This window comes from Exiguobacterium artemiae 255-15, from assembly GCF_000019905.1.
GTDB classification, from domain to species: Bacteria; Bacillota; Bacilli; order Exiguobacteriales; family Exiguobacteriaceae; genus Exiguobacterium_A; species Exiguobacterium_A artemiae.
Window position 1 is genome coordinate 245,382 of record NC_010556.1, and the last position, 25,395, is coordinate 270,776.

Consider the following 25,395-nt stretch of genomic DNA (forward strand, 5'->3'; position numbering starts at 1 on the left):
CCTTAAATACCGAGAGCTTCCTTCAAGACTTTGACATAGGTCCGACTGACAGGTACATCAATCTGCTGGATCTTGATCGTATAGGCACCGTTGAACCAGGGTTCGATTGCTTCGATGGCAGCCAGGTTGACGAGATAGGAGCGGTGGACCCGCAGAAAACGGTGACCGGATAATTTTCGTTCAAGTTCCTGTAACGTATCATTTGACGGATAGGATTCGGAACGCGTCACGAGTTTTGTTTTTCCGCTTTCGGCGACGATGTAGTCGACATCCTGTGGGGAGAGCAATTTTAACTGCTCGCCGGATTCGACAGCCAATCGTTCAATCCGTGGTGTTTTCAGCGCCGGTTTGCGCATGATTTTTTCAATCGCCCGGCTGATCCGCGACGGATCGTATGGTTTGAGAATGTAATCGTAAGCATTCAGTTCGAAGGCTTCGAGGGCATGGGTATCATACGCTGTCACGAATAAGATTGCAGGCGGATGCGGCATCGATTGCAGGCGTTTTGCGACATCGAGTCCGCTTCCGTCAATCAGTTCGATATCTAAAAACACGAGATCCGGCTGTAACGTCCGAACGAGTTGCTCGGCTTCACCGACGTGGCCCGTTTCTGCGATGACGTCGAGTCCGGCCCGGACGACATGGTACCGCAACTCGTCCCGGGCAAGCGGCTCATCTTCAATTAGGATCGTGCGCATGGGAAACCTCCTTTCCTGTTTCAATGGGCAGATGGATGGTGATGGTCGTACCTTCTCCCGGTTGACTGGTCAGCCGGAACGAACCGTTTTCAGCATACAGACTTTTAATCCGTTCGGCTGTATTGAAAAGGGCAGTGCCGGTACCGTTGGATTCAACGACTTCCCGACCGAGGCGTGTCAGGCGTTCCGCGTCGATCCCGCGTCCGTTATCGACGACTTCCAAAACGAGTTGATCCGCGGTTAACCAGGCCGTGACGCCGACATATCCGGTTTGACCAGGACTAAACGCATGCTGGAAGGCATTTTCGATCAACGGTTGGAGTACGAAAGGCGGAACAAGTAATTGTTCCGTCCCGTCCTCTAAATCAATATCAACAAACGGGCGGCTCGGAAAACGGGCCGCTTCCAGTGAGATATAGGCTTCGATATGTTCCAGTTCTTTTTGGAGCGGAATTTTCGTCGAGCGGGCACCCTGCAGGTTGCTGCGGAAAAACGTCGACAGTTCGAGCAATAAGGTCCGTGCCTGTTCGACATCTGTCCGACATAACGCGTAAATCGTATTGATGGCATTAAATAAAAAATGCGGATGGATCTGTGCTTCGAGGGCCCGGATTTCAGCATCCTTTAACAGACCGGCTTGCCGCTCGGCTTTCCCGAGGGCGAGTTGGGTCGAGAAGAGCTTGGCCAGTCCTTCGATCAATTCGACTTCGACGGCGTCGAGCAATTCAGGATGAGGATAATACACTTTGAGTGTCCCGATTGTCGTTTCGCCGATTGTTAACGGAGCAATGATGCCCGCCTGTAACGGGCAATCTGCTTTTGGACAACCGATCTCATCCCGATCGGTGACAAGCCTCAGTTGTCCGTCTGTCAAAACATGCTCCGTCGGACGGGTCGTCCAGTGCCCGCCGGATTGGTGATGGTCACTGCCGACACCTATATGTGCCAAAATGACTGATTGATCCGTCAAGGAGACCGCATCGGCGCGTGTCTGTTGTAATAAAATATCTGCCACGGCTTCCGCGGTTTGGATAGTTAAGCCGCGTGTCAAATGAGGTAAGGTCAAATCCGCGATATGCAGGGACCGTTCCGCTTCACGGGCCCGAACGTGTTCCTCTTCCCGCGCGGCGAGACGGATGATCGATAAGAACAGCCAGACGCCGAGGACGTTGACGACGGTCATCGGAAGAAAGATGAACTGGATGAGTTCGAGGGCGGCCGGGAACGGGTCGGAAAACAGAAGAATCAATGACATTTCGAAAACCATTAAAAAACCCGTCAGGCAAATCGGCAGTAATGCCCGACTGCCGAGACGGTCGCGCCAGTAGGGACGGAGTAATCCACTGACACCGCCTGCGACGACGGTCGAGAGGGCGCAGGCGAAAGCGGTAAACCCGCCAAGTGTATAGCGGTGAATCCCAACGAGGAGACCGGTGATCGTTCCACCGATCGGACCGGCGAGCAATCCGCTGATGACGACAATCATCGTCCGTGTGTTGGCGATTGCTGATGTACCGTCAACCTGTTCGAGCCAAGTGTGCGGTAAGAACTTGGCTAAATCGACCTTGACTCCCGTGTAATTACTCAAAATCCCATAGGTGGCGAAAATTAGAATCAGCAACCCAAACTGCCAGCCGGCTTCCGGCTGTTTCAGTAAACGCCGCGTCGGTCCCCACTGGGCGAGGATGAACGCTAAAATGATCATGATGCCGAGCCGTTCCAGTAAAAAGGGTATGAGTTCAAACATGACATCCCTCCATTCGTCCTAAGTGTAAACGTTACCGAAAAGGAGGACAACGAAAAAAACTCCAACCGATCCGAAGATCGTCTGGAGTTTCGTTAGTTATTATTGAGCATCTTTATCGAATGTAATTCGAGCGATCGCATCATGCTGGTGAATCGTTTCTTCGTTACGGCATTCGACGAAGAACGATGCAATCGGGTCCATTTCGTAAAGGTCGGCAGCGATTAAGCGCACCATATCTTCTACGAAACGCGGGTTTTCATAAGCCATCTCTGTAACACGCTTCTCATCCGGACGTTTTAGGACCGGGTGCAGAGGTGCTGATGCATTGGATTCCGCTGCATCAAGAAGTTCCTGCTTCCAGTTGAAATCATCGGCTTCATCGCGTAATGAAGCTTCCATTGTCACGTAACCGCGTTGGTTATGTGCACTGTATTCGCTGATTTCTTTTGAACATGGGCAGAGTGTCGTGACGTTGATTGTCAGACCGACTGATAAAGTTGCTTCGTTTGTTTCTGTGTTGACGCTGACCGTCTGCCAGACTTCCGCGTTCATCAATCCGCTGAGTCCTGTTGCCGGTGCTTTGCGTGTGAAGAACCATGGGTAACGGATTGTCAGTTGTCCTTCGGATTGTTCCATGCGCTCCGCCAGTTCGCGGGCGAATTGGATGAGTGATTCGTTTGTGACGACCCAACCTTCGTTGTGGTACTGATCCAGTTGTTCCGTCAAACGGCTCATATTGATCCCTTTACGGTCCTGGACAAGTGAAGTCGAAAGTTCAAATGTCGCAATCGTTGCTTGTGTTGTTTCGCCGTCTTGAATGACGACCGGGTGTTTGACGTTTGAGATTCCTACAGCATCGAGTGCGAAGAGGAAGTTCTTCGGTGTGTTCTGCAAGTCGATCATTTTATCTTTTTCAGTCGGCTTCGTTCCTTTAATAGGAGGAACAGAGCCAAACAGCTTGTGGCGCTCTTCTTTGGTTGGCAGTGTAACCGGGTAGGTAGACATTCGTATCGGCCCCTTTGTCCTTTTGTAGTAGTGCAAGTAGTAATAACATGACAGGAATGCTAGAGACGAGCAAGTCTGGTGATTCCGTGAATGTGTTGTCGCGACGTATCGTTGCTATGAATTTTATCACGAACCTTCCTAAAAACAAAACTTACAAGACTCGGAAGAAACAGTTTACGTATTTACAGGTATAACTTGCTTGCAATCGGGTATATTATCATATAGTATGTGTTCATGTGAACGTGTAAATGACGTATCTAATGAAAATTGATTTTCAATGAAAAATCGTAAACAGGAAGGAATGAAGTAGATGGATTGGCAGTTAGTACTTCAATATGCCTGGGTTCTCCTCGTCTTAATCGCTTTAGAGGGACTACTTTCGGCGGATAACGCACTCGTCCTGGCCGTCATGGTCAAACACTTACCGGGCGAACAGCAGAAAAAGGCTTTATTTTATGGATTGGCAGGAGCATTCGTTCTTCGATTTGCAGCATTGTTCGCGATCTCATTCCTCGTCGATATCTGGCAGATCCAAGCACTTGGTGCCGCCTATCTGTTGATCATGGGGCTGCGGCATATTTATAAAACCGTTAAAGCCCGGCGGATCGGTGAGAATCACGGAGCAGAAAACGAGCTCGACGCTGAGCCGAAATCAGAGGAGCCGGTCTCGAAAGCCGAGTTCTGGAAAACAGTCGCGAAGATCGAATTCGCTGACCTTGCGTTTGCGGTGGACTCGATTTTGGCAGCCGTCGCCCTTGCCGTCGCCCTTCCGAACTGGGGAACCGGTGAAATCGGTGGATTGAACACGGGTCACTTCGTCGTCATCCTGACAGGTGGACTGATGGGTGTCGTCCTGATGCGTTTTGCAGCCCGCGTTTTCGTCAAGTTACTGGCGGAACGTCCGGGTCTTGAAACGGCAGCCTTCGCGATCGTCGCCTGGGTCGGGGTCAAGCTTGCCGTCCTCGCGCTCGAGCATCCGAAATACCATGCATCCATCGAAGGCACGATTTTCGAAGCGTTGAAACTCCCGGAAGGATTCGCCCACAGTACACCGTGGCAGATCTTCTTCTGGACCGTCATGGTCGGTCTCGCACTTTGGGGCTGGTTCTCTTCTCCAAAGACGAAATCAAATCCCGATGCTGAAAAGAAAATCGAAAAAAATCTGTAATCTTCATCAGGCTCTCCTTCCGGGGGAGTCTTTTTTTGTCTAATCATCCGGAAGTTCGGGTAAAAAGAACAGTCAGATTCAAGTGTTCAGTCTTTTGCTTTTAGATAAGCGGCCTTATAATAAACTTACTGAACAAAAAGGGGATTCGTTTTTATGGATATTGGATTAATTACACAGTATGCGACGGTTGGACTTGTTTTAATCATCTTACAAGGTCTGCTGTCAGCCGATAACGCCATGGTCATGGCTGTTCTCGTGCGTCCGTTACCGGACGATCAACGTAAAAAAGCACTGTTTTATGGATTGATCGGAGCACTTGTCCTGCGTTTCGTCGCGATTTTCTTTGCGTCGTACTTAGCGACGATTTGGGAGTTGCAGGCGCTCGGCGCCATTTATTTGTTCTATGTGGCGTTCAAGGGGATTGTCGAAGCCCGTTCGAACAAACATCAGATTCCGGAGTCCGCTTCTGCTAAAAAAGCATCACCGAATTTCTGGTGGACAGTCGTCAAAGTCGAATTCTCCGACTTGGCGTTTGCGGTCGATTCAACGCTTGCAGCCGTTGCGATGGCAACGACGTTACCGATGATTGGCGGAACAATTGGCGGTTTGAACACAGGACAATTCTGGGTTGTCTTCTTCAGCGGAATCATCGGACTTGTCATCATGCGTTACTTTGCCAGCTGGTTTGTTGTCTTGTTACAAAAACGACCAGGTATCGAAGAAGCGGCCTTTTGGCTTGTTGCCTGGGTCGGCGTCAAGTTGGTCGTTATGACGCTTGCGCATCCGTCGATTCACGTCTTACCGCATGAATTTCCGGAAAGTACGCTTTGGCAGACGATTTTCTGGGTCGTCCTCGCCTTGATTTTAGTACTCGGTTGGTTCAGAAGCGGTCCGAAAACAGACAAATAATAATTCGAAACGGACAGGGTCATCATTCCTCTGTCCGTTTTTTATGAGGAGAGATGACAATGCAAAACGGTAATTTTATTCGTATGCTGACACGGATGCAAAATGTCCCGCGCTGGGATGAATACGCACCACGTTTTCCAGATAATGCGGCAAGTCACAGCTTCCGCGTCGCGTTATTCAGTTTGATGGCGAGTTATCTTGAAGAAGAGGCGACAGACATCAAATACGATCGGTTGACGTTACTCGGGAAAGCCCTGTTCCACGATATGAATGAGGTCATCACAGGACCGATTAAACACCGGACAAAAAAAGAACCGACCTTGCATGCGCACATCCAGGCGATGGAGCGGCAGGCGAGTGAAAAACTCGTAGCGTTGCTGTCGAAGTCCCTTCAACCGGATTTTACGAATTATCTGGTGTTCGCAGAAGATGACTCGCCGGAAGGACAGCTTGTAGAAGCGATTGATACATTTGATGCGATGTTGTTTGCGAAGAGGGAAGCGGAAGTAACGGGATCCGCATTTTTCCTTGCGAAGACGAATGAGCTCAAAGCGGCACTCGAAATCCATCCGTCGCCTGCCATCCGGACGTTAACCGCATCAGTTTGGGCAAAAGATGATATGTCGCGTTTCATCGATAACGTCTTGATGATGGATACGATCCGCCGCTGGAAAGGACGATTCAATACGATTGATGACAATGATGCAACCCATGCGTTTCGCGCAGCGTCACTCGGATTGTTTAACGGCTTGATTGAGTCCAAAAAGTACGGAGTCAACATCAATACGGCAGAAGTCGTGTCGCGTCTGTTATGTCATGATTTGGTCGAAGGGACGACAGGTGACGTCCTCGGTCCCGTCAAGCATGCGACGCCGGTCACGGCAGCGGCTTTTGAAGCCTATGAGCGAACGGAAGGCGAAGCGTTGATTAATCTGTTGCCGTCTTCAATGCGAAAAGAATTTCATCGGTTCGTCGTCGAAGCGAAAGACGAGACGTACGAAGGACAGATGGTTGATGTCGTCGATAAGCTCGATGCGTTGATCAAGATGAATATGGAACGGAAATTGAATGGTGTGGAATATGAGACCGGTTACCGGGCCCAGTTGAAGAAAGTCCAAACGGTCTATGAAAATCCATCCGTCGTCTTTTTCCTGGCGTATGTCTTACACGATTTGGATTATGTGACATCTTAAATAAAGGAGGAAAATCATGACGAACACTTCACCGATTCAAACGAAACGATTGACTCTAATCCTGATTTTAGGATCACTCGCCGCACTCGGTCCACTGTCGATTGACATGTATTTACCGGCATTTCCCGATATGTCGCGTTCATTTGGCGCCAGTGCGTCCTCGATTCAACTCAGCTTGACGGCCTGTATGCTCGGGATGGCACTCGGGCAGATCATCGTCGGTCCGCTCAGTGATGTCCGGGGACGGAAACGTCCGTTGCTCCTGGCGTTATCTGCGTATTTACTGGCATCACTTGCCTGTGCCTTTGCGCCAACGATTGAAGTGCTGATTGCACTGCGGTTTGTCCAAGGCGCAGCCGGTGCATCGGGGATCGTCATTTCACGGGCGATTGTCCGCGATTTATTCGAAGGACCCGAACTGACGAAGTTTTTTGCGGCATTATCACTGGTCAACGGAACGGCACCGATTCTGGCACCGATCATCGGCGGACAGATTTTACGGTTCGGCGATTGGCGTATCGTCTTTTATCTGCTGGCCGTCTTAAGTACGTTAATGCTGATTGCCGTGGCGTTCCGGTTGCCGGAAACCCTGCCTGTCCATCACCGGGTTGAAGGGAATTTGAAGACGACGTTCCAAACGTTTGGACGGCTGTTATCGGACCGGACCTTCATCGGGTATGCCTTTGCCCAAGCCTTTGCCATGGGCGCGATGTTCGCTTATATTTCCGGTTCACCGTTCGTCTTACAAAACATCTACGGCGCAAGCCCGCAACAATTCAGTTTCCTGTTTGGTCTGAACGGCATCGGAATCATTTTGGCAGCACAAACTGCCGGACGGTTGGCCGGACGCGTCGACAGTGAAAAGATGATGCGGATTGCCTTGACAGTCGTCGCTATGGCCGGAATCTGTCTGTTTCTTGCCCTGACGTTATCCGATTCCTTGATTCTCGTCATGATTCCGCTGTTCTTCGTCGTCTCGAGTGTCGGGATGATTTCGACGCTCGGTTTTACCTTGGCAATGCAGAATTATGGTTCGACAGCAGGAAGTGCGTCCGCGTTGCTCGGTTTGTTACCGATGCTTGTCGGCTCACTTGTCTCACCGCTTGTCGGCGTGATGGGGGAAGAGTCGGCGTTACCGATGGGCTTGATCATCATGACGCTCGATTGTCTGGCACTGCTCGTCTATACATTACTGATTGTGCGCAGAACACAATAAAAAGATAGATTCGCTGAAGCCGATTCCTCTTTGAGGGAATCGGTTTTTTTTATTGAAGACCGTATTTGGAAAAAATGTTGTCAGAAAAAAACAGTCATTTTGAAACTATTTCCAAAAGTAAACCGTAAATAAAGAGGAGCTCAGTACAGAAGAGAGGAGCAGTCGGATGAAAAAACGATCTTTTTCAGATACACGGCCGGTATCTGAATCAAACAACCCTCGGACACTCGAAAGTTTGCTCGCGCGGCATTATGCGGCACAAAAAAAGTATGCCCGCCGGTATCAGGAAGCAGACAGTCCACGGGAGAAAGAATTAGCCGAATTGTTATATGAAGAAAATCGACATGCGTATCTTCAAGCCTATCGGCAACTGTATGGATCGAATCCGTTTATCGAGGTGACCGAAGATGGACGTTAGTACGCTTTATCTGTATGCACTTGCTGCAGCTGCCTGCGGCGTTTTATTGTCTGTCGTCTTTTCCGATTTGATTCCGGGCATCGATCAAATCTTTCATCCGACGTTAATCCTGTCCTTTGTCATTTTGACGTCCGCTTTCGGATTCGGACTGGAACACCTGACGTTACTTGGTTCGCTTGTTATTTTGCTAATCAGTGCCGGTATCAGTCTCATCTTGACGTCTTTGTTGCATTTATTCATTTTTGTACCGCTTGCGAAAGCGGAGCAATCCATCAGTTTTTCGGAACAGACGCTTGAGGGACGCAGTGCCATCGTCATCCTCCCGATTCCGGAGGACGGTTACGGTGAAATTCTCGTCGATGATGTGTCAGGACGAATTGCCAAATCCGCCGTTCTTTTTGAAGGTCCGGCTCTGGCACAAGGAACAAAAGTCATCATCATTGAAATTAAACAAGGCGTGGCGCATGTCATGACCTACCCTACGCAGTGGAAAGAGGAGATGTTTTCATGAATCCGATTATTATTGTAGCAATCATAGCCGGTGCACTGATTTTAGCGCTGATCGCCTTATTCGTCACAAAGTACCGCACAGTCGGACCGGAAGAAGCGTTGATCGTGTCCGGGAGTTATCTCGGGAATAGTCCGACCGTCAACACGGATGAATCCGGCAACCGGGTCAAAATCATCCGTGGCGGCGGAGCGTTTATCTTACCTGTCTTTCAGCAAGCATCCCCGCTCAGTCTGCTGTCGAGCAAGCTCGAAGTGACGACACCGGAAGTCTATACAGAGCAGGGTGTTCCGGTCATGGCAGACGGGACAGCCATCATCAAAATCGGCAGCTCGATTTCGGAAATCGCGACGGCAGCCGAACAATTTCTCGGGAAATCAAAAGAAGACCGCGAAGGCGAAGCGCGGGAAGTCCTTGAAGGGCACTTACGGTCAATCCTCGGTTCGATGACAGTTGAAGAGATTTACAAAAACCGTGATAAGTTTTCGCAGGAAGTCCAACGGGTCGCGTCACAGGATTTAGCGAAAATGGGACTGATCATCGTATCGTTTACGATCAAAGACGTCCGCGATAAGAACGGTTATTTGGAATCACTCGGGAAACCCCGCATTGCCCAGGTCCGCCGCGATGCCGATATCGCAACAGCCGATGCAGAAAAAGAAACACGGATTAAACGGGCAGAAGCCTCAAAAGATGCGAAAAAAGCTGAACTGGAACGGGCGACGGAAATTGCGGAAGCGGAAAAAGAAAATCAACTGAAGATGGCCGATTACCGCCGTGAGCAGGATATCGCGAAAGCAAAAGCCGACCAAGCGTATGATCTTGAGAATGCCCGCGCTCAGCAGGAAGTCACGGAACAACAAATGCAAATCAAAATCATCGAACGTCAGAAACAAATTGAACTCGAAGAACGCGAAATTCTCCGCCGTGAGAAACAATACGATGCGGAAGTGAAAAAACGAGCTGACGCGGACCGTTACTCCATCGAGCAGGCGGCCCAGGCCGACCGGGCGAAACAATATGCGGAAGCCGATGCCACGAAATACCGGATTGAAGCTTCTGCGAAAGCCGACGCTGAACGAATTCGTCTTGATGGTCTGGCCAAAGCGGAAGCAGAGCGGGCACAAGGGGAAACAGAAGCCGATATCATCCGTCTGAAAGGTCTTGCAGAGGCCGAAGCAAAAGAAAAAATCGCGCAAGCGTTCGAACAGTTCGGACAAGCGGCGATTCTCGATATGGTCGTCCGGATGATGCCGGAATATGCGAAACAAGTCGCGGCACCACTCGGCAACATCGACAAGATTACAGTCGTTGATACAGGGAGCGGCGAGGGCGGCGGTGCAAACCGGGTGACCGGATACGCGACCGACTTGATGGCCTCGTTACAGGAGACGCTTAAAGCGTCATCCGGCATCGATGTGAAAGACTTGATTGAAAACTTCTCGGGTAAAGGAACGGCGAAACCATTGACGGTCAACTTGAATCAAGGAGAGCCGGTCGCATCAGGAAAATCTGAATGAAACCGAACATAATTTAACAGGTTTCGTAAATCATAGATTATGAATAAAGTACAAAAAAATCCGAATGCTCCCATCCCTCTGTCAATAAGAAGAGGTGGGGACATTCGGATTTTTTTAATGACGAATCAGGCCGGTAAATCATAGCCGATGACGATTAATCCGGGACCAGTGTGAGAACCGATCGCCGCTCCGGCAATCGTAATCAAGACTTCACTCGGTGAGAATTGGGCTTCGATCAACTGTTTCAGTTGTTCCGCCCGTTCGATTGAATCGCCATGACCGATGATGATCCGGTGTCCATCAATGGATGGACGTGCTTCTTCCATCCATTCGACAATCCGGTTCATGACTTTTTTCTGACCGCGGATCTTTTCTTTCGGAATCAGTTTCCCGTCTTCGACCGTCAAAAGCGGAAGAATCGACAGCAGACCGCCGATGAAGGCACTGGCCCGCGAAACACGGCCGCCGCGCATCAGGTATTCCAGCGATTCAACCGTAAACAAATGACGGATTGTATTTACTTTTTGCTCGGCATACGCTTTGGTTTCTTCGAAGTTGTGTGTCTTTGAAAACTCAGCGACATCTAACACGAACAGTCCTTGACCGGTCGAGGCTGTTTTCGTATTGATGATCGCATAGGGGACATCCGGATACGTTTCAGCAAGTTCTGCTGCGAGCATCGTCGCCGTTTGATACGTCCCGGACAATTCACTGGAAAATGCCAGATAGAGAAACGGTTCACCTTGTTTAAAGTGTTCTGTAAAGACTTCGACCATCCGTGACACTTCGACCTGAAACGTCTTTGGTGCCGCCCCGTTCCGCATTTTTTCATATAGTTCGACCGGTGAAATCGATTCGCCGTCGAAAAATGTTTCTTCGTCAATCAATACGCCGAACGGCATCACCGTGAAGCCGTACGCGTCGAGTAATTCTTTGGGTGCATCGGCACCGCTGTCAGTAATAAAACGTACCATGTTCGTTCTCTCCTTTATCAACCTAGGACTTTTTCATTTCGATCCAACATCCGACCCAGGTTTACACCGAAGCGTTCGTTTTCGACTTCGCTCAGGACAGACGGCGTGAGTGTCGCGCCAAGTTCCATCAAGGAGCGGTAAACACGTACCAAGCAGTCTTCGACCGTCAAAGGACGTTGCAATAGCTCTTCTAAAGAGGCCATTGTTTCCGGAACGACTGTCGGATACACGAACTTGGTCGTTTCCCCTTGCAGGGCGGCAGCATAAAAATCACGGACAAGTTGCGCCCGGGCACTGCCACTGCCGTTCACGCAGAGATAAATTTGAACGGCGACGCCACCGCGGACACGCCGCTGTGAAATCCCAGCAAACTTTTTGCCGGCAATCGATAAATCATACGATCCCGGACAATAGGATCCGACGACTTCGCCGGCATTGATAGCATCGGTCTCTTCGGCGAACATCCGACGGACAAGTGCGAGCATCGCTTCATAACCGCTGTCGATATCGATTCCGCCACGTTCCGGAAGGACAAGCGAGATGTTCAGAACACCGGCATCAAGGACAACGGCAAGCCCGCCGGAATTGCGGATGACCGGCTGGAAACCATGGGCGTGTAAGACGTCGATCCCATCATCGAGGTGAGGGAGGCGTGCATCTTGAATCCCGAGGACAACCGTTTCGTGGTGGACCCAGGAACGGATGGCGGCACCTTCTGTAGCGACTGAGGCGCACAATGTATCGTCCATCGCAAACGATTGTGTGGCATGAAAGGTATTTCCGAGTGACGTTTGATCAAAAATACGATAATGTTCTTGTTTTAAGAGTTCGATTCCCATAGGCTCGTTCCTTTTTTTCTAGATTTGCGACATTATTATAGCATACGACAATGTAAAATTTTTAATAAGAAGCCAGTGAAGCAACAGGAACGGACCGTTTCAAACCGAACTATGAACTATAACGACAGAGAACGAGCCATTAAAGGAGAGAGTGTATGTATCAGTCACTGGGACAATTAAAGGAAACGAAAGTATTCAAAGATCCCGTTCATCGCTATATCTATGTCAGCGACCAATTGATCTGGCAATTGATCGGAACGAAGGAATTTCAGCGTTTGCGCCGGATCAAACAACTGGGAACGTCATTTTTGACATTTCATGGAGCGGAGCACACACGGTTCCATCATTCGCTTGGTGTATATGAGATTACCCGGCAACTGATTGACGTCTTTAACGGCCGGGCGGACTGGGACGACCAGTACCGGGAGCTGACACTGGTCGCGGCCCTGTTACACGACGTCGGGCACGGACCGTTCTCCCATGCTTTCGAAAACGTCTTTGGTGTCGATCACGAAGAATGGACAGAACGGATCATCCTCGGGGATACGGAAATCAAACAGGTCCTCGATCAGGTCGGGGAAGGGTTTGCGGAAGAAGTCGCCTCAATCATCAATAAAACCCATCCGAATCAATTGCTTGTGACGATGATCAGTTCCCAGCTTGATGTCGACCGGATGGATTACTTGTTGCGGGATGCCCATTTTGCCGGTGTCAGCTACGGAAAGTTTGATCTCGAACGGATGCTGCGTGTCCTGCGTCCGGCACCGAATCAGATGGTCGTCAAGCAATCCGGGATGCACTCGATCGAAGATTACATCATGCGCCGTTATCAGATGTACTGGCAGGTCTATCTCCATCCGGTCACACGGTCGAGCGACTATTTATTAAAAGCGATTCTTGAACGGGCAAAAGAACTGTATACGAGCGAGTACGCGTTTACGATTGATCCGGTTCATTTAAGTCCGCTCTTTACGAAGGAGATGTCCTTAAAAAACTATCTGGCACTAGACGAAACCATCGTCTATTTCTACTTCCAACAGTGGGCGGAAGAAGAGGATACGGTGTTAAGTGATCTGGCGCGACGGTTCGTTGACCGGAAATTATTTAAATACGTCGATTATCCGGCAGAAAAACGCGCCCTTGTCCATGAGAAACTGTGTACGTTATTTGAAAAAATCGGGCTCGATCCCACTTATTATCTGCTCGAAGACAAGCTCAGCCGCCTGCCGTACGACTTATATGGAGATAATGGCGAAATCAGTAAACAACCGATCATGCTGCAGATGAAAAATGGTCAGATGAAAGAGATTTCGCAAGTCTCACCGCTTGTTCAAGCGATTGCCAACTCACGGCAAACGGATGAAAAGCTATTTTTCCCGCAGGAAATCCTGCATGACTTACGGGAATTTGCGAACGAGAAGATGCAAATCGATCAATTGTTACTTGGAGAAGAAATATGAACAATATCATCGCAACCATCTTAAAGTATGCCGGCTTGGAAGGGAAAGCGGTTATCCCTTTAAAAGGAGCGACTTCCTCGTACGTGTTTCGAGCGGGGGATAGTGTTTTTCGAATTCATACCAATCCTGCCTGGCTAGAGCAGGAACCGGACCTCGTCGCGCACGAGGTCTTTGCGTTACGGGCGACCGGTAGATTAGGACCGGATGTCGAAAATTATCAATTGACGTGGGAGGGGGAGATTCCCCCATGGATTCAAATGACGTGTTTACCGGGAGAAGTCCGACTCGAACCGTTAAATCGAGCGTACCTCAAACAATTGGCAAAAACGTTAGTTGCGATTCATCAACTGCCGGTTCCAGAAGCCCGGTACCAGTATGCACCATACGTGACAAAGCGAACGGTTCCTTTTTGGGCAGTTCAAAAGGAGATGTGGCAACGGGCTGTGGCAGAACCGCCGGCAACGAGTCAACAAGTTCGATTCATCCACCGTGATTTTCATCCGGTCAATGTGTTATACGAATCAGCTGAAAAGTATAACGTAGTCGATTGGATTAATGGCTGTGTTGGACCCATTGAAGCAGATGTCGCCCATTGCCGATTAAATCTGATGTTGCTTGAATCGGTCGAAGCAGCAGATCAATTTTTAGCTGAATATATTGCATACAGTGGATTTTCGTACGATCGGAAATGGGATTTAACAGCTGTTTTTGACTTTGAACCGGACACCCTCAATGTTTATCCCGGTTGGAAAGCATATGGGAAGGCAAACATCAGTCAGGGCAATGTTCGGGAACGGATGGAAAACATTGTATTGAAAGTTTATGAAAATGACGAAAGCGGTTACTAAATGAACTTTACCCCTTGCAGTTCTTCCGAATGTTGATTATTGTAGTAATTGGGAAAGAGATTGAACGTCAGACCTCGTACTTATGTACAACTGATAAAATAAACTATGGAATGAGGGATAGTTCGTGAAATATTTAATCGCAATACTGGGACTTGTCATCGTGTTTGGTTTGGCATACCTTGTCAGCAGTAATCGTAAAAGCATCAAATTGAAACCGCTTGCGGTCATGCTAGTGCTTCAGCTTGTACTTGGATACATCCTGTTGAATACGTCGTTCGGATATGTCGTCATTAAAGGTGTCGCTCAAGTCTTTGAGAAATTGCTCAGTTATGCCGCAATTGGAATCAACTTCGTCTTCGGTGGATTAGCGAACGAAGGCGCCCAACCATTCTTCATCAACGTCCTGTTACCAATCGTTTTCATCTCGGCTTTGATCGGGATTTTACAGTTCACGAAAATCTTACCGCTCTTAATGCGCGGAATCGGCTTAGTCCTCTCGAAAATCAACGGCATGGGACAGCTTGAGTCATACAATGCCGTAGCGTCAGCAGCGATCGGTCAATCAGAAGTATTCATCACGGTTAAAAAGCAAATTGGTAAATTACCGCCTCACCGTCTGTATACATTATGTGCGTCTGCGATGTCGACAGTTTCGATGTCAATCGTCGGAGCGTACATGACGATGGTCGAACCCAAATATGTTGTTACAGCAATCGTCTTGAACTTATTTGGTGGATTCATGATCGTTTCAATCATCAATCCGTATACAGTTGATCCAAAAGAAGACATTTTGGAAATCGTTGAAGAAAAACAAACGTTCTTCGAAATGCTCGGCGAATACATCCTGGATGGATTCAAAGTTGCCATCATCGTCGGTGCGATGTTGATCGGATACAATGCTTTGATCGGCATGGTCAACGATATCTTCTTGATGGTTCTCGGCATCTCGTTCCAGGATATTCTAGGCTACATCTTCGCACCATTCGCTTTCATCATGGGGATTCCATGGGCGGAAGCAGTCAGTGCCGGTAGCATCATGGCAACGAAGTTGATTACAAACGAATTCGTCGCAATGCTCAGCCTGCCTGAATACGCAAAAGAATTCTCGGCACGGACACTTGGAATCGTTTCGGTCTTCCTAATTTCATTCGCCAATTTCTCGTCAATCGGGATCATCGCGGGTGCTGTCAAAGGACTCGACGATCGTCAAGGAAGTGTTGCAGCGAGCTTCGGACTGAAATTACTTTACGGAGCAACACTCGTCAGTGTCTTGACGTCAATCGTCGTCAGTATCTTACTCTAAATCGTATACGACTGGCAGAGCTGTCATTTCTTAAACAAAGCAGGACCCGACTAGAAATCGGGTCCTGCTTTTGGTTTCTACTATTTTTAGCCGCGTGAAGCAATTCCGACCCGTTCGCGATGGAACAGCCCTTCATCGTAAACTTCGTAAGCGAAGCGGGCGACATTGATCCGTGGGATTGGACCGGTTTCGTGAGTGAATCGATTGGATTCAATCAAGACGTCCTCGATTGCATCTTCTTCGACGAGTTGTGTCGGGCAAATGATCGTATAGTCGACATCCGCGTCTTTTAACGTCAAATAGGCTTTAAGATGATCTTCAGCCGCAATCGTCGAGCGACGACGGGATTCACTGGACTGGAACCGGTATTTTCCCGGTTCTTCCGAAGCATCAAGGATGCCGGCCGTTCCGACGAACACGATTCGTTCGATCTGCTGTTCTTTCATTTTAATGATGAGGTTTGGAACCGCAACGGAAAGAATTTGTTTTTGATCAGTTCCTAAACAGCTGAAGACGGCAGTCGTCCCTTCGATGACCCGTTCGAGATTATCTGCATCCGTCGCATCCCCTTTTATAACCGTTAAGTGGGGGTGGTCAGGCAGGCCGTGTTTTTCCGATCGGACAAGGACCCGAACTTCATGTCCTTTCTCCAATAACAGATCCAGTAAAGGCCGTCCTGTACGTCCTGTTGCCCCAAGTAAGCTGACTTTTGCCATGATGATTCATCCTTCCTATGATAAGTATATGGAACAGGAGGAACGACGGGTTAAATCGTTCCTCCTGAAAAGTGTTTATTTGTCGGCGAACATGACGCCGGCTTGACCGTAATCGGTTTTCTCCATCTCTTCGATGAAAACCGTAATATTTTCTTTTGGCGCATCGACGGATTCAGAAACGGCCGCTGTAACTTTTTCGATCAACGCACGTTTTTGTTCCACCGTGCGTCCGGCTAACATTTTTACGGTAACGTAAGGCATGTAAAATTCCTCCTTCTGGCATAAGTACAATACGCCATCAGTATACCGTATGTCACCCGGGTTCCGTCAAACCGCACATGGAAATTGGAAAAGATGGGTATAGAACAGGAGTAGTCTGTCGGAAGCAAGAAATAGGTACTTAAGAAATGATGAGGATGAGGTGAGAGCATGGAAATGGAACCGGTGATTCGTAAAAAAATCCATACGCTACTGATTTTTGACCGCGCTTTACCAGAAGACAACACATACCCGTTATCAGGCGCAAAAGGTCTCGAAGTCGCAGATGTTTTGTTTGATCAAAATATTCCGTTTGGACGGCTCGTAACGGATAAGGAATTGGCAGCGCTTGTCGGAAATGAAGAAGCAAAACGCTACGGGATGTTGACGTTGCTTCGGGATGAGGACCGCTTCAAACCGATTTTTCAAAATCGTAAACCGACAACTGACATCGAAGACGAGTTGGCAGAGCGGATTCGGGAACTGGCCAAGCAATTACGGGCGATTCGTTCGAAATGTTCATCATTGGAGCGGATTGTTCTGTTCGGTCGTGCCTCGCAAACATTGTATGACCGGGCATTGGTGCAACTGGAAGAGCTGAATCCACCCGCTCACGAAGAGCTCACGTCCCTCGAATGTCTGCGGTTACCAACGATCCGTCGTGTCACCCGGGAGCAGCTCGAGATACTCAAACGGTAAACGAAGGCTTGCACCGACTGTTGGATGCGGTATGATAGAAGCAACAGTAGTAAAAGGGGACAAGTAAACGATGGAAAAGAAAATTAACTTCAATATCATTTCAGATAACTCAACGGACGGGCATGGTGGATTTGGTGTCGGAACACTTAGTCTGAACAGCATGTCACCGGTCATCATCTCACCGGAAGACGGTGAAGCCTATATCGATATGGGTGCGATGCATGCGAAAGCAGCCATCGAGAAACGGATTAAATTCACGACGGACAAGGCGGATTCACCAAACGGAAAGCTGTACTGGATCGTTTGGGTGACGGTCGGCCGGAAACCGGAAGGATTTTATTACGGCGGCGTCGCAGCGTGTGACCTGTTAGTCGATGTCGAAGCACGTCGCGGCTTTAAGATCTTGGCGGATCATGTCAATAAGATGGATAAATCGTTAAAAGGACGGATTGTCGTCGATCATATGGACGAAACGTCGAAACACTTATTGCGTGACTTCCTGCAGACACATAAACCGGAGATGTGGGAAAATGCCGAGCCGGAATTACATGAAGCACTCGCTTAAAAAAAAAAGAGGCTGGGACATAACTCAGTTTTATAAATGAGAAGGCCCTCGAAACGTTTTTCGTTTCAAGGGCCTTCTTCTATGATGAAAAACCGATTTTAAGTAAACAAATAAGGACTGCCTCTGATAAAGTTAAAGTGACCAAACCATAACTATCGGAGGTGTCCTTATGTTTAAAAATTATACCATGAACCAGCTGGTTCTACCTTTAGATTTAGAAATTCGTCTTCAAGAAAACGATATCGCATTCGCCGTTCATCATCTTGTCGAGTCCATTCCCGACGATGCCTTTGAACCTTTTACTCGAACGACAGGCTGCCCCGCCTATCATCCACGCATGATGATGAAGATCATTTTATGCGCCTATACGCAATCGGTCTTCTCTGGTCGGAAGATCGAAGGACTCCTTCAAGACAGCCTGCGTATGATGTGGCTCGCTCAAGGGAATGAACCGAGCTATCGTAGTATCAATCGCTTTCGAGTGCACCCGGCAGTCACACCTATCCTTAAGCAGGCGTTCGTCACCTTCCGTTGCCATCTCGTCGAGATGGGAGAAATTAAGGAAGAAGCGATCTTCATTGATGGTACGAAACTAGAAGCGAATGCGAATCGATATACGTTCGTCTGGCGAAAATCCGTCGAGCGATATAGTGCGTCGCTCGTTGAAAAGTCTAATCTTCTCTATGAAGAACTCGTCGCACAAGAAATCTTACCGGAGATTGAACGAGAAAGTCCAGACGAACTGACCCTTCCTGAACTCGAGCACATCGGTGATGTTTTGGAGGGACGAATCGCTTCTATCAATCAAGAAATCGAGGCAAGTTCAGATACGCAGGAGAGAAAACGGCTTCGTTCCGAACGAAAGCAACCCCATCTTTTCCGAAAAAAGTTCGCTGAGTTCGTGGAAAGAAAAAGGAAGTATGCCGTCCAAAAGGAAACGTTCGATGGACGGAACAGCTATTCGAAAACGGATACGGATGCGACGTTTATGCGGATGAAGGAAGATCATATGCAAAATGGACAACTCAAGCCGGGGTACAACGTGCAGATTGCGACCGAAGGTCAATATACCCTCGCTTATGATGTCTATCCCAATCCGACCGATGCCCGCACGTTAATCCCATTTTTAGATGAGGTTTCCTCGTATCTTACTTTACCGAAACATATCGTTGCGGACGCCGGCTATGGAAGCCAAGAAAATTATCAGGAGATTCTGATGCGCCGAGGGCGCATTCCGCTCGTTCCCTATACGATGTTTCAAAAAGAGAAGACGCGAAAATGGCGTGATGATCCTTTTAATCTCGTCAACTGGTCCTACGATGAAACGACCGATCACTTTGTATGCCCGAACGGGCAGAACGTGACGTTCCGTTACATGTCTAAGAGAACGGATCGATATGGTTTTACCCGCGATTTCAAGGTGTACGAAAGTGAGAGTTGTGATGACTGCCCGCTTCGATCCCTCTGTACCAAGGCAGAGAAGGGTCGTCATCGCCAAGTCCGAGTAAACGTTTCGTGGGAAGAGCAAAAGGAACAGGTAAAGGACCTGCTTTCAGATCAAAAAACCGGGAAAATCTACGCGAAACGTAAGATAGACGTAGAACCAGTTTTTGGGAATCTGAAGGCTAATTTGCGTTTCACTCGTTTTTCCGTAAGAGGAAAAGCAAAGGTGAAACGTGAGCTTGGCTTCATCCTTATGGCAGTAAATCTGAGAAAGTGGCTCACCCAAAGTATTGCCCGAGGGGCATTTTAACAAGAGGTGATGAAAAAAAATAAGGGATTGCCATCGTGACGATGGCAATCCCTTATTTTCTTTAAAAGCCAGCTAGTTATGTCCCAGCCTCTTTTTTTATGAATCATGTACGTAACGTCACGACGATCAACTCGGGATGATTAAAGATCCGGAACGGAAATAAACTGTTACCGAGACCGCGGCTGATGATCAGCCGTGTGTTCTCCATCGTATGTTGTCCGGCGGTCAGGTCAGGGAAAAACCCTTGACCGGGGGCATACATCCCGTCCGTGAACGGCAGGCGGATCTGTCCGCCGTGGGCATGACCGGATAATACGAGGTCCACCTTGCGTTCCGCATATAACGGCAAATATTCCGGACGGTGCGCCATCAACAGCTGGAAGGAACGGGTCTCGGCAGTCGACTGGGCTTGATCGAGACTTTGACGGATGCCGTCCGGCTCCTGCAGTCCTTCACTCCAACGGGTCGTCGTCGGATCATCGATTCCAAGCAACTCAATGAACTGACCGTTTTGCTCGAGTGAAACGGATGTATTTCGAAGAACGGTTACCCCAAGCTGTTCCAGTTTCGGTAAAATCGTTAAGTTCAGACGGACTTCATGATTTCCCGTCACGAAATAAACCGGATAGTCGGGTGTCAGCTGCTTCATCAGCAGGAGGGCTTCTTCTTCTCCGTTTCGTCTGGAATCAATCAAGTCACCCGTCATTAAGATGACATCCGGCTGCAGTTTATTCACTTTTTTCAAAAGAACCTTTTGACGGGAACCAAAGGATTTACCATGCAAATCGGCAATCTGTAAAATCTTATAGTCATTAAACGCGGCAGGTAATTTATCCGATTGAACCGTTACTGCCGTCGTGTCGATTTGATTATTTTCCCGGTACAAAAACCAGCTGCTGAGAGCGAGAATGCCGATGGGAATAAACCATTTTTTCTTGACGCGCAAGTCCTCACCCCTTTTCTTATATTCAGCATACCAAAAAGACCCTGACTTCCGCATGACGGAAGACAGGGTCTGACTGCAGTTAGGCTTCTTTTTTCAACTGGTCGGCTGATTTTGCAGCGTCCGGTTCATTGGACAGATCCATGAACAGGGCAATGACCATCATCCCGACGACGAAGATGAACGGGAAGGCGGCAAGAACGGCTGCGGCCTGCAAGGCGCTGAGTCCACCTGAGTACAGGAGAACAGCTGCAATCGATGACTGGATGATTCCCCAAGTCAACTTGATGCGGAGACTCGGCAACAGACTACCGCCGGAAGATAACATCCCAAGGACATATGTCGCGGAGTCGGCAGACGTGATGAAGAACGTCGTGATCAAGAAGACAGCAATGATACTGAGGAATGTTCCGAGACCACCGAATGTTTCGAACAAGGCGAACATACCGGTTTCGACCCCTTTTTCGTTGACCGTTGAAATGAGATCAACATTATTGAACAGTTCGTTCCAGATCGCGGATCCACCGAAGACGGAGAACCACAGTAAACCGAAAATCGTCGGTACGAGCATGATACCAAGAACGAACTCACGAATCGTCCGTCCTTTTGAGACACGGGCGATGAACGTTCCGACGAACGGCGACCAGGAAATCCACCATGCCCAGTAGAAGATTGTCCAGTCATTGATCCATCCTCGTTCATCGGGATTGAAGGCTGACGCCCGGAAGCTCATTGTCGGTAGGTTTTGCAAGTAAGCACCTGTCGTTTGAACAAACAGATCCATGATGAAGCTGAACGGTCCGAGGAACAGAACCCCAACCATCAAGAGGATCGCCAAGACAATATTGGCGTTGCTCAAGCGGACGATTCCTTTATCAAGACCGGAAGCGGCACTCATCATATAGAGGACGGATACGACTAAAATGATGATTAATTGGGTCATGAAGGAGTTCGGGATGCCGTCGACAAGGAAGTGAAGTCCACCTGAAATTTGTTGGGCTCCGAGACCGAGTGACGTGGCAACACCAAATGCAGTTGCGACGATGGCAAGTACTTCAACCGTTCCTTTACCGGCCGCTTCGTACTTCGGTTTCATCAGGGAAGCAACGGTATCACCGATTGTGGCCGGACGTCCTTTACGGAACGTCGAGTAAGCGATGGCGAGGGCGACGACCGCATAGAGTGCCCACGGATGCAGACCCCAGTGGAAAAAGGAATAACGCATGGCGAGTGGAGCAGCATCTGTCAGGTCGTTTGTCGCGACCGGGGGGGTATGAAAATGGGTCAGTGGTTCTGAGACACCCCAAAAGACTAAACCAATCCCCATACCGGCACTGAACAGCATCGCGAACCAGGAAATTAAACCGTATTCCGGACGATCGGAATCTTTACCGAGTCGGATTGAGCCGAAACGGGAAAAAATGAGAAAGATAGCAATTAATAAAAAGGCACTCATACCAAAAAGATAAAGCCAGCCGAAGCCGTTCGAAACAAAGCTTTGGGCGATGCCTGTAACATTTCCGAGATTTGCGGCACCAATGAGTGATTCAGGCAAGATTCCCCATATGGTAAAGAGCACACAGAAAATGACAGAGATGATAAAGACATTCGTAATTTTACTTTTTCGTTTATTTTCCATCGTGATCAACACCTTCTTTCGAATTTTACATGTAGTTTTGTAACTCTTTTAGACAACGACATTAGTAATACCCGTGTCATTTGAAAACAAAACCTTATCACGCAAGTTCTAACCGTAACAAAGTTGGAGCGGACTGGCAAACGAAAATGGGTAATGATGGGAAGGGAGGGGTCAAGAAACAAAGCGTTGTAATCTAGAAAAACCCTGGAATAAAGCCTTTGAATTGATGAAACAGACAGAATGAAAAAGTTTGATTATTTATTATTTCCCGGTTCTTCTATTTTGTAACATGCATTTAAGATACATTGATGAAGCAAAATAACAGACGGAGTGAAACTGGTTTGATATCGTATCAGGTAGTCATCATATTACTCAGGAGGAATCAGTCATGAATCACGATCAGACAAAACAACAGATTATCGATGCTTTTCAGTTCCGTCATGCGACGAAATCATTTGATCCGACTAAAAAAATACCGGCGGATGATTTTCAATTTATCCTCGAAACAGCCCGTCTTTCACCGAGTTCTTTCGGATACGAACCATGGAATCTGCTTGTCATTCAAAATGAAGCCGTTCGAAATGATATTCGGGACGTCTCATGGGGCGCACAAGGTCAATTGCCGACAGCGAGCCACTACGTCATCTTCCTCGCCCGGACAGGTGGACAGATGCAACCGGACGGGGCGCACGTGAAACATATGATGGATGTACTCGGTCTGTCGGATGAAGCAAAAGCCGGCCGGACAAAACGGTATGGTCTGTTCCTCGAAGAAGATTTCAAGATTGGGGATAATGAAAAGGCGATGACCGATTGGTCGGCGAAACAAGCCTATATCGCGCTCGGAAACATGATGTCGACAGCAGCGCAAATCGGCATCGACTCGTGTCCGATTGAAGGATTCGATCAGCAGGCGGTGGAACAGATTCTCGAACGGCACGGTGTGCTCGACCGGTCTGTTTTCACCGTACCGGTCATGGTCGCATTCGGCTACCGAGCGGATGAACCAAAACGGTCGAAGCAGCGTCGGTGCCTGGATGAAATCGTCACGTTCGTCGACTAAAAAAACAGTCGAATCTTTTCGAATTATATAGAAGTTTCTTTCAAAGTCCGGTATACTCGCATTTGTATGATTAAGAAGCGCCGTAAACGCCACTCGCATACGAACAACTTTTGTCTTGATGAAAGAAAGGGGTTCTATCGCAAATGGAACAAAAATTAAAGTTATGGTTCACGGAACACCAAACGGAAGATTACGGTATCACATTCCGTGTCAACCACGTTTATGAGAGCGAACAAACGGAGTTTCAACGCCTGGAGATGGTTGAGACGGACGAGTTCGGTACAATGTTGTTACTTGACGGAATGGTCATGACGACAGATCGTGATGAGTTTGTCTATCACGAAATGGTCGCACACGTTCCACTCTTCACACACCCGAATCCAAAATCGGTTCTGGTCGTTGGTGGAGGAGACGGCGGAGTCATCCGTGAAGTCTTGAAGCATCCATCTGTTGAGAAGGCGGTTCTTGTCGAAATCGACGGAAAAGTCATCGAATACTCGAAAAAATATTTACCAAACATCGCAGGTGGTCTCGATGACGCCCGTGTTGAAGTCATCGTGGGAGACGGGTTCATGCATATTGCAGAAGCGGTCAATGAGTATGACGTCATCATGGTCGATTCGACAGAACCGGTCGGTCCGGCCGTCAACCTGTTCACAAAAGGATTCTATTCTGGAATCTCGAAAGCATTAAAAGAAGACGGTATTTTCGTCGCTCAGTCGGATAACCCATGGTTCACACCAGAGTTAATCCGTGATGTACAACGTGACGTGAAAGAAATCTTCCCGATTACAAAACTCTACATTGCTAACGTTCCGACGTATCCGAGCGGTCTGTGGACATTTACGATCGGATCGAAAAAACATGATCCGCTCGCAGTCGCACCAGAGCGTTTCCACGAGATCGAAACGAAATATTATACACCGGAACTTCATACAGCTGCATTCGCGCTACCGAAGTTCGTCAAAGATTTAACGATTTAATTACACATCAGGAGTGTTCCGTTTTCAGGGGCACTCCTTTCTACGAATGGAGGAATAATCATGCGGTTTGATGAAGCTTACTCAGGTAAGGTATTTATCGCGAGTCAACCGACTCACGAAGATGCAAAAGGTGTGTTGTACGGTATGCCGATGGACTGGACGGTCAGTTTCCGTCCCGGTTCACGGTTTGGTCCGGCCCGGATCCGTGAAGTGTCACTCGGACTCGAAGAATACAGTCCATATCTTGACGGTGATATCGCCGATGCAAAATTATTTGACGCCGGTGACATCCCGTTGCCGTTCGGTAATGCGCAAAAATCACTTGATATGATTGAAGAGTACGTCGACTCGTTGTTGACGGCAGGCAAGTTCCCGCTTGGTATGGGCGGCGAACACCTCGTCACGTGGCCAGTCGTCAAAGCCTTTGATAAACATTACGAAGATTTCGTCGTGCTGCATTTTGATGCACACACGGATTTACGTGATTCGTATGAAGGCGAACCATTATCACATTCAACACCACTTAAAAAGATTGCGAATTTGATCGGACCGGAAAACTGTTATTCGTTCGGGATTCGTTCAGGAATGAAAGAAGAGTTCGAATGGGCAAAAACGTCCGGTTACAACCTGTTCAAATACGAAATCGTTGAACCGTTGAAAGCCGTTTTACCAAAGCTTGCCGGTAAAAAGGTCTACGTGACGATCGATATCGATGTCCTTGATCCGTCAGCGGCACCGGGAACGGGAACACAGGAAATCGGCGGCGTGACGACAAAGGAATTACTTGAAGTCGTCCATATGATTGCACGGGCTGATGTTGATGTCATCGGAGCCGATCTCGTCGAGGTTTGCCCGGCGTATGACCAGTCGGACATGACAGCGATTGCGGCTGCTAAAGTCTTGCGTGAAATGATGATCGGGTTCATTAAATAAACGATAACAAAAAGGTCAGATCCGTTTTTGCGGAATC

24 protein-coding genes and 1 pseudogene are annotated in these 25,395 nt (G+C 48.4%); 16 read left to right on the top strand and 9 right to left on the bottom strand.

The annotated features are described in order from the left end of the window. Positions 1-2 precede the first annotated feature (2 nt). The 3 genes from EXIG_RS01375 to folE2 form a co-directional block, all read right to left on the bottom strand. On the bottom strand, positions 3-698 hold the full coding sequence (locus EXIG_RS01375; RefSeq protein ID WP_012369138.1) for a LytR/AlgR family response regulator transcription factor: 696 nt from the start codon (positions 696-698) through the stop codon (positions 3-5). Continuing rightward, entirely contained in the window at positions 679-2,445 is a 1,767-nt protein-coding gene (locus tag EXIG_RS01380) for a LytS/YhcK type 5TM receptor domain-containing protein (RefSeq protein ID WP_012369139.1), read from the bottom strand. Before EXIG_RS01380 ends, EXIG_RS01375 begins: the two co-directional genes overlap by 20 nt. Before the next feature lie 99 nt (positions 2,446-2,544). Beyond that, entirely contained in the window at positions 2,545-3,450 is a 906-nt protein-coding gene (folE2, locus tag EXIG_RS01385; RefSeq protein WP_012369140.1) for a GTP cyclohydrolase FolE2, read from the bottom strand. Between the two features lie 310 nt (positions 3,451-3,760). Between folE2 and EXIG_RS01390 the strand changes: the two genes are divergently transcribed. From EXIG_RS01390 to floT, 7 genes are all read left to right on the top strand, one after another. After that, positions 3,761-4,618 carry a MeeY/MeeF family manganese export membrane protein gene (locus tag EXIG_RS01390; RefSeq protein WP_012369141.1) on the top strand — a complete coding sequence of 286 codons (858 nt, stop codon included), beginning with the start codon at positions 3,761-3,763 and terminating at the stop codon, positions 4,616-4,618. A 153-nt stretch (positions 4,619-4,771) separates the two neighbouring features. Continuing rightward, positions 4,772-5,527 carry a MeeY/MeeF family manganese export membrane protein gene (locus EXIG_RS01395; RefSeq protein ID WP_012369142.1) on the top strand — a complete coding sequence of 252 codons (756 nt, stop codon included), beginning with the start codon at positions 4,772-4,774 and terminating at the stop codon, positions 5,525-5,527. A gap of 59 nt (positions 5,528-5,586) precedes the next feature. Beyond that, positions 5,587-6,720 (top strand): YfbR-like 5'-deoxynucleotidase, encoded by a 1,134-nt coding sequence (locus EXIG_RS01400; protein ID WP_012369143.1) that lies wholly within the window; start codon positions 5,587-5,589, stop codon positions 6,718-6,720. Positions 6,721-6,736: 16 nt separating this feature from the next. Beyond that, positions 6,737-7,936 carry a Bcr/CflA family multidrug efflux MFS transporter gene (locus EXIG_RS01405; RefSeq protein ID WP_012369144.1) on the top strand — a complete coding sequence of 400 codons (1,200 nt, stop codon included), beginning with the start codon at positions 6,737-6,739 and terminating at the stop codon, positions 7,934-7,936. A 166-nt stretch (positions 7,937-8,102) separates the two neighbouring features. After that, a complete protein-coding gene (locus tag EXIG_RS01410) occupies positions 8,103-8,354 on the top strand; it encodes a hypothetical protein (protein WP_012369145.1) in 252 nt (83 codons plus the stop codon). Continuing rightward, positions 8,344-8,865: an NfeD family protein gene (locus EXIG_RS01415; RefSeq protein ID WP_012369146.1), complete on the top strand. Its 522-nt coding sequence runs from the start codon at positions 8,344-8,346 to the stop codon at positions 8,863-8,865. The genes EXIG_RS01410 and EXIG_RS01415 overlap by 11 nt, the downstream gene beginning before the upstream one ends. Then, on the top strand, positions 8,862-10,382 hold the full coding sequence (floT, locus tag EXIG_RS01420) for a flotillin lipid rafts scaffold protein FloT (protein ID WP_012369147.1): 1,521 nt from the start codon (positions 8,862-8,864) through the stop codon (positions 10,380-10,382). Before EXIG_RS01415 ends, floT begins: the two co-directional genes overlap by 4 nt. Positions 10,383-10,507: 125 nt before the next feature. Here the strand turns inward: floT and EXIG_RS01425 are convergent, their stop codons facing one another. Both EXIG_RS01425 and lipL read right to left on the bottom strand, forming a co-directional pair. Then, on the bottom strand, positions 10,508-11,356 hold the full coding sequence (locus EXIG_RS01425; protein ID WP_012369148.1) for a DegV family protein: 849 nt from the start codon (positions 11,354-11,356) through the stop codon (positions 10,508-10,510). A gap of 17 nt (positions 11,357-11,373) precedes the next feature. After that, on the bottom strand, positions 11,374-12,195 hold the full coding sequence (gene lipL, locus EXIG_RS01430) for an octanoyl-[GcvH]:protein N-octanoyltransferase (RefSeq protein ID WP_012369149.1): 822 nt from the start codon (positions 12,193-12,195) through the stop codon (positions 11,374-11,376). 155 nt (positions 12,196-12,350) lie between these two features. Between lipL and EXIG_RS01435 the strand changes: the two genes are divergently transcribed. The 3 genes from EXIG_RS01435 to EXIG_RS01445 all read left to right on the top strand — a co-directional run bounded on the left by EXIG_RS01435 (position 12,351) and on the right by EXIG_RS01445 (position 15,806). Next, on the top strand, positions 12,351-13,655 hold the full coding sequence (locus EXIG_RS01435) for an HD domain-containing protein (RefSeq protein WP_012369150.1): 1,305 nt from the start codon (positions 12,351-12,353) through the stop codon (positions 13,653-13,655). Next, on the top strand, positions 13,652-14,503 hold the full coding sequence (locus tag EXIG_RS01440) for an aminoglycoside phosphotransferase family protein (RefSeq protein WP_012369151.1): 852 nt from the start codon (positions 13,652-13,654) through the stop codon (positions 14,501-14,503). Before EXIG_RS01435 ends, EXIG_RS01440 begins: the two co-directional genes overlap by 4 nt. Before the next feature lie 124 nt (positions 14,504-14,627). Next, positions 14,628-15,806: a NupC/NupG family nucleoside CNT transporter gene (locus EXIG_RS01445; RefSeq protein WP_012369152.1), complete on the top strand. Its 1,179-nt coding sequence runs from the start codon at positions 14,628-14,630 to the stop codon at positions 15,804-15,806. Positions 15,807-15,892: 86 nt separating this feature from the next. Here EXIG_RS01445 and EXIG_RS01450 read toward each other — a convergent pair whose 3' ends face one another. Together EXIG_RS01450 and thmT are read right to left on the bottom strand one after the other, a co-directional pair. Beyond that, on the bottom strand, positions 15,893-16,522 hold the full coding sequence (locus tag EXIG_RS01450; protein ID WP_012369153.1) for an NAD(P)-dependent oxidoreductase: 630 nt from the start codon (positions 16,520-16,522) through the stop codon (positions 15,893-15,895). Positions 16,523-16,597: 75 nt separating this feature from the next. Continuing rightward, the gene (gene thmT, locus EXIG_RS01455) at positions 16,598-16,813 is read right to left on the bottom strand and encodes a 2-hydroxymuconate tautomerase (RefSeq protein ID WP_268741707.1); all 216 of its coding nucleotides are present in this window, start codon (positions 16,811-16,813) and stop codon (positions 16,598-16,600) included. A 144-nt stretch (positions 16,814-16,957) separates the two neighbouring features. Between thmT and EXIG_RS01460 the strand changes: the two genes are divergently transcribed. The 3 genes and pseudogenes from EXIG_RS01460 to EXIG_RS01470 all read left to right on the top strand — a co-directional run. After that, on the top strand, positions 16,958-17,479 hold the full coding sequence (locus EXIG_RS01460; protein WP_234944556.1) for a hypothetical protein: 522 nt from the start codon (positions 16,958-16,960) through the stop codon (positions 17,477-17,479). A 70-nt stretch (positions 17,480-17,549) separates the two neighbouring features. Continuing rightward, positions 17,550-18,044, top strand: coding sequence for a YwhD family protein (locus EXIG_RS01465; RefSeq protein ID WP_012369156.1), 495 nt, complete (start codon positions 17,550-17,552; stop codon positions 18,042-18,044). Positions 18,045-18,213: 169 nt separating this feature from the next. Further along, positions 18,214-19,764 (top strand): annotated as a pseudogene (locus tag EXIG_RS01470) (IS1182 family transposase); the annotation flags it as partial. A 136-nt stretch (positions 19,765-19,900) separates the two neighbouring features. On the opposite strand, the gene EXIG_RS01475 reads toward EXIG_RS01470, so the two are convergent. Then, positions 19,901-20,743, bottom strand: a complete 843-nt coding sequence (locus EXIG_RS01475; RefSeq protein WP_041261427.1) for a metallophosphoesterase — start codon at positions 20,741-20,743, stop codon at positions 19,901-19,903. A gap of 79 nt (positions 20,744-20,822) precedes the next feature. Beyond that, positions 20,823-22,379 (bottom strand): BCCT family transporter, encoded by a 1,557-nt coding sequence (locus EXIG_RS01480; protein WP_012369159.1) that lies wholly within the window; start codon positions 22,377-22,379, stop codon positions 20,823-20,825. 388 nt (positions 22,380-22,767) lie between these two features. Between EXIG_RS01480 and EXIG_RS01485 the strand changes: the two genes are divergently transcribed. From EXIG_RS01485 to speB, 3 genes are all read left to right on the top strand, one after another. Continuing rightward, entirely contained in the window at positions 22,768-23,442 is a 675-nt protein-coding gene (locus tag EXIG_RS01485; RefSeq protein ID WP_012369160.1) for an NAD(P)H-dependent oxidoreductase, read from the top strand. 143 nt (positions 23,443-23,585) lie between these two features. Continuing rightward, a complete protein-coding gene (speE, locus tag EXIG_RS01490) occupies positions 23,586-24,425 on the top strand; it encodes a polyamine aminopropyltransferase (protein WP_012369161.1) in 840 nt (279 codons plus the stop codon). 60 nt (positions 24,426-24,485) lie between these two features. Further along, positions 24,486-25,358: an agmatinase gene (speB, locus tag EXIG_RS01495; RefSeq protein WP_012369162.1), complete on the top strand. Its 873-nt coding sequence runs from the start codon at positions 24,486-24,488 to the stop codon at positions 25,356-25,358. Positions 25,359-25,395 lie beyond the last annotated feature (37 nt).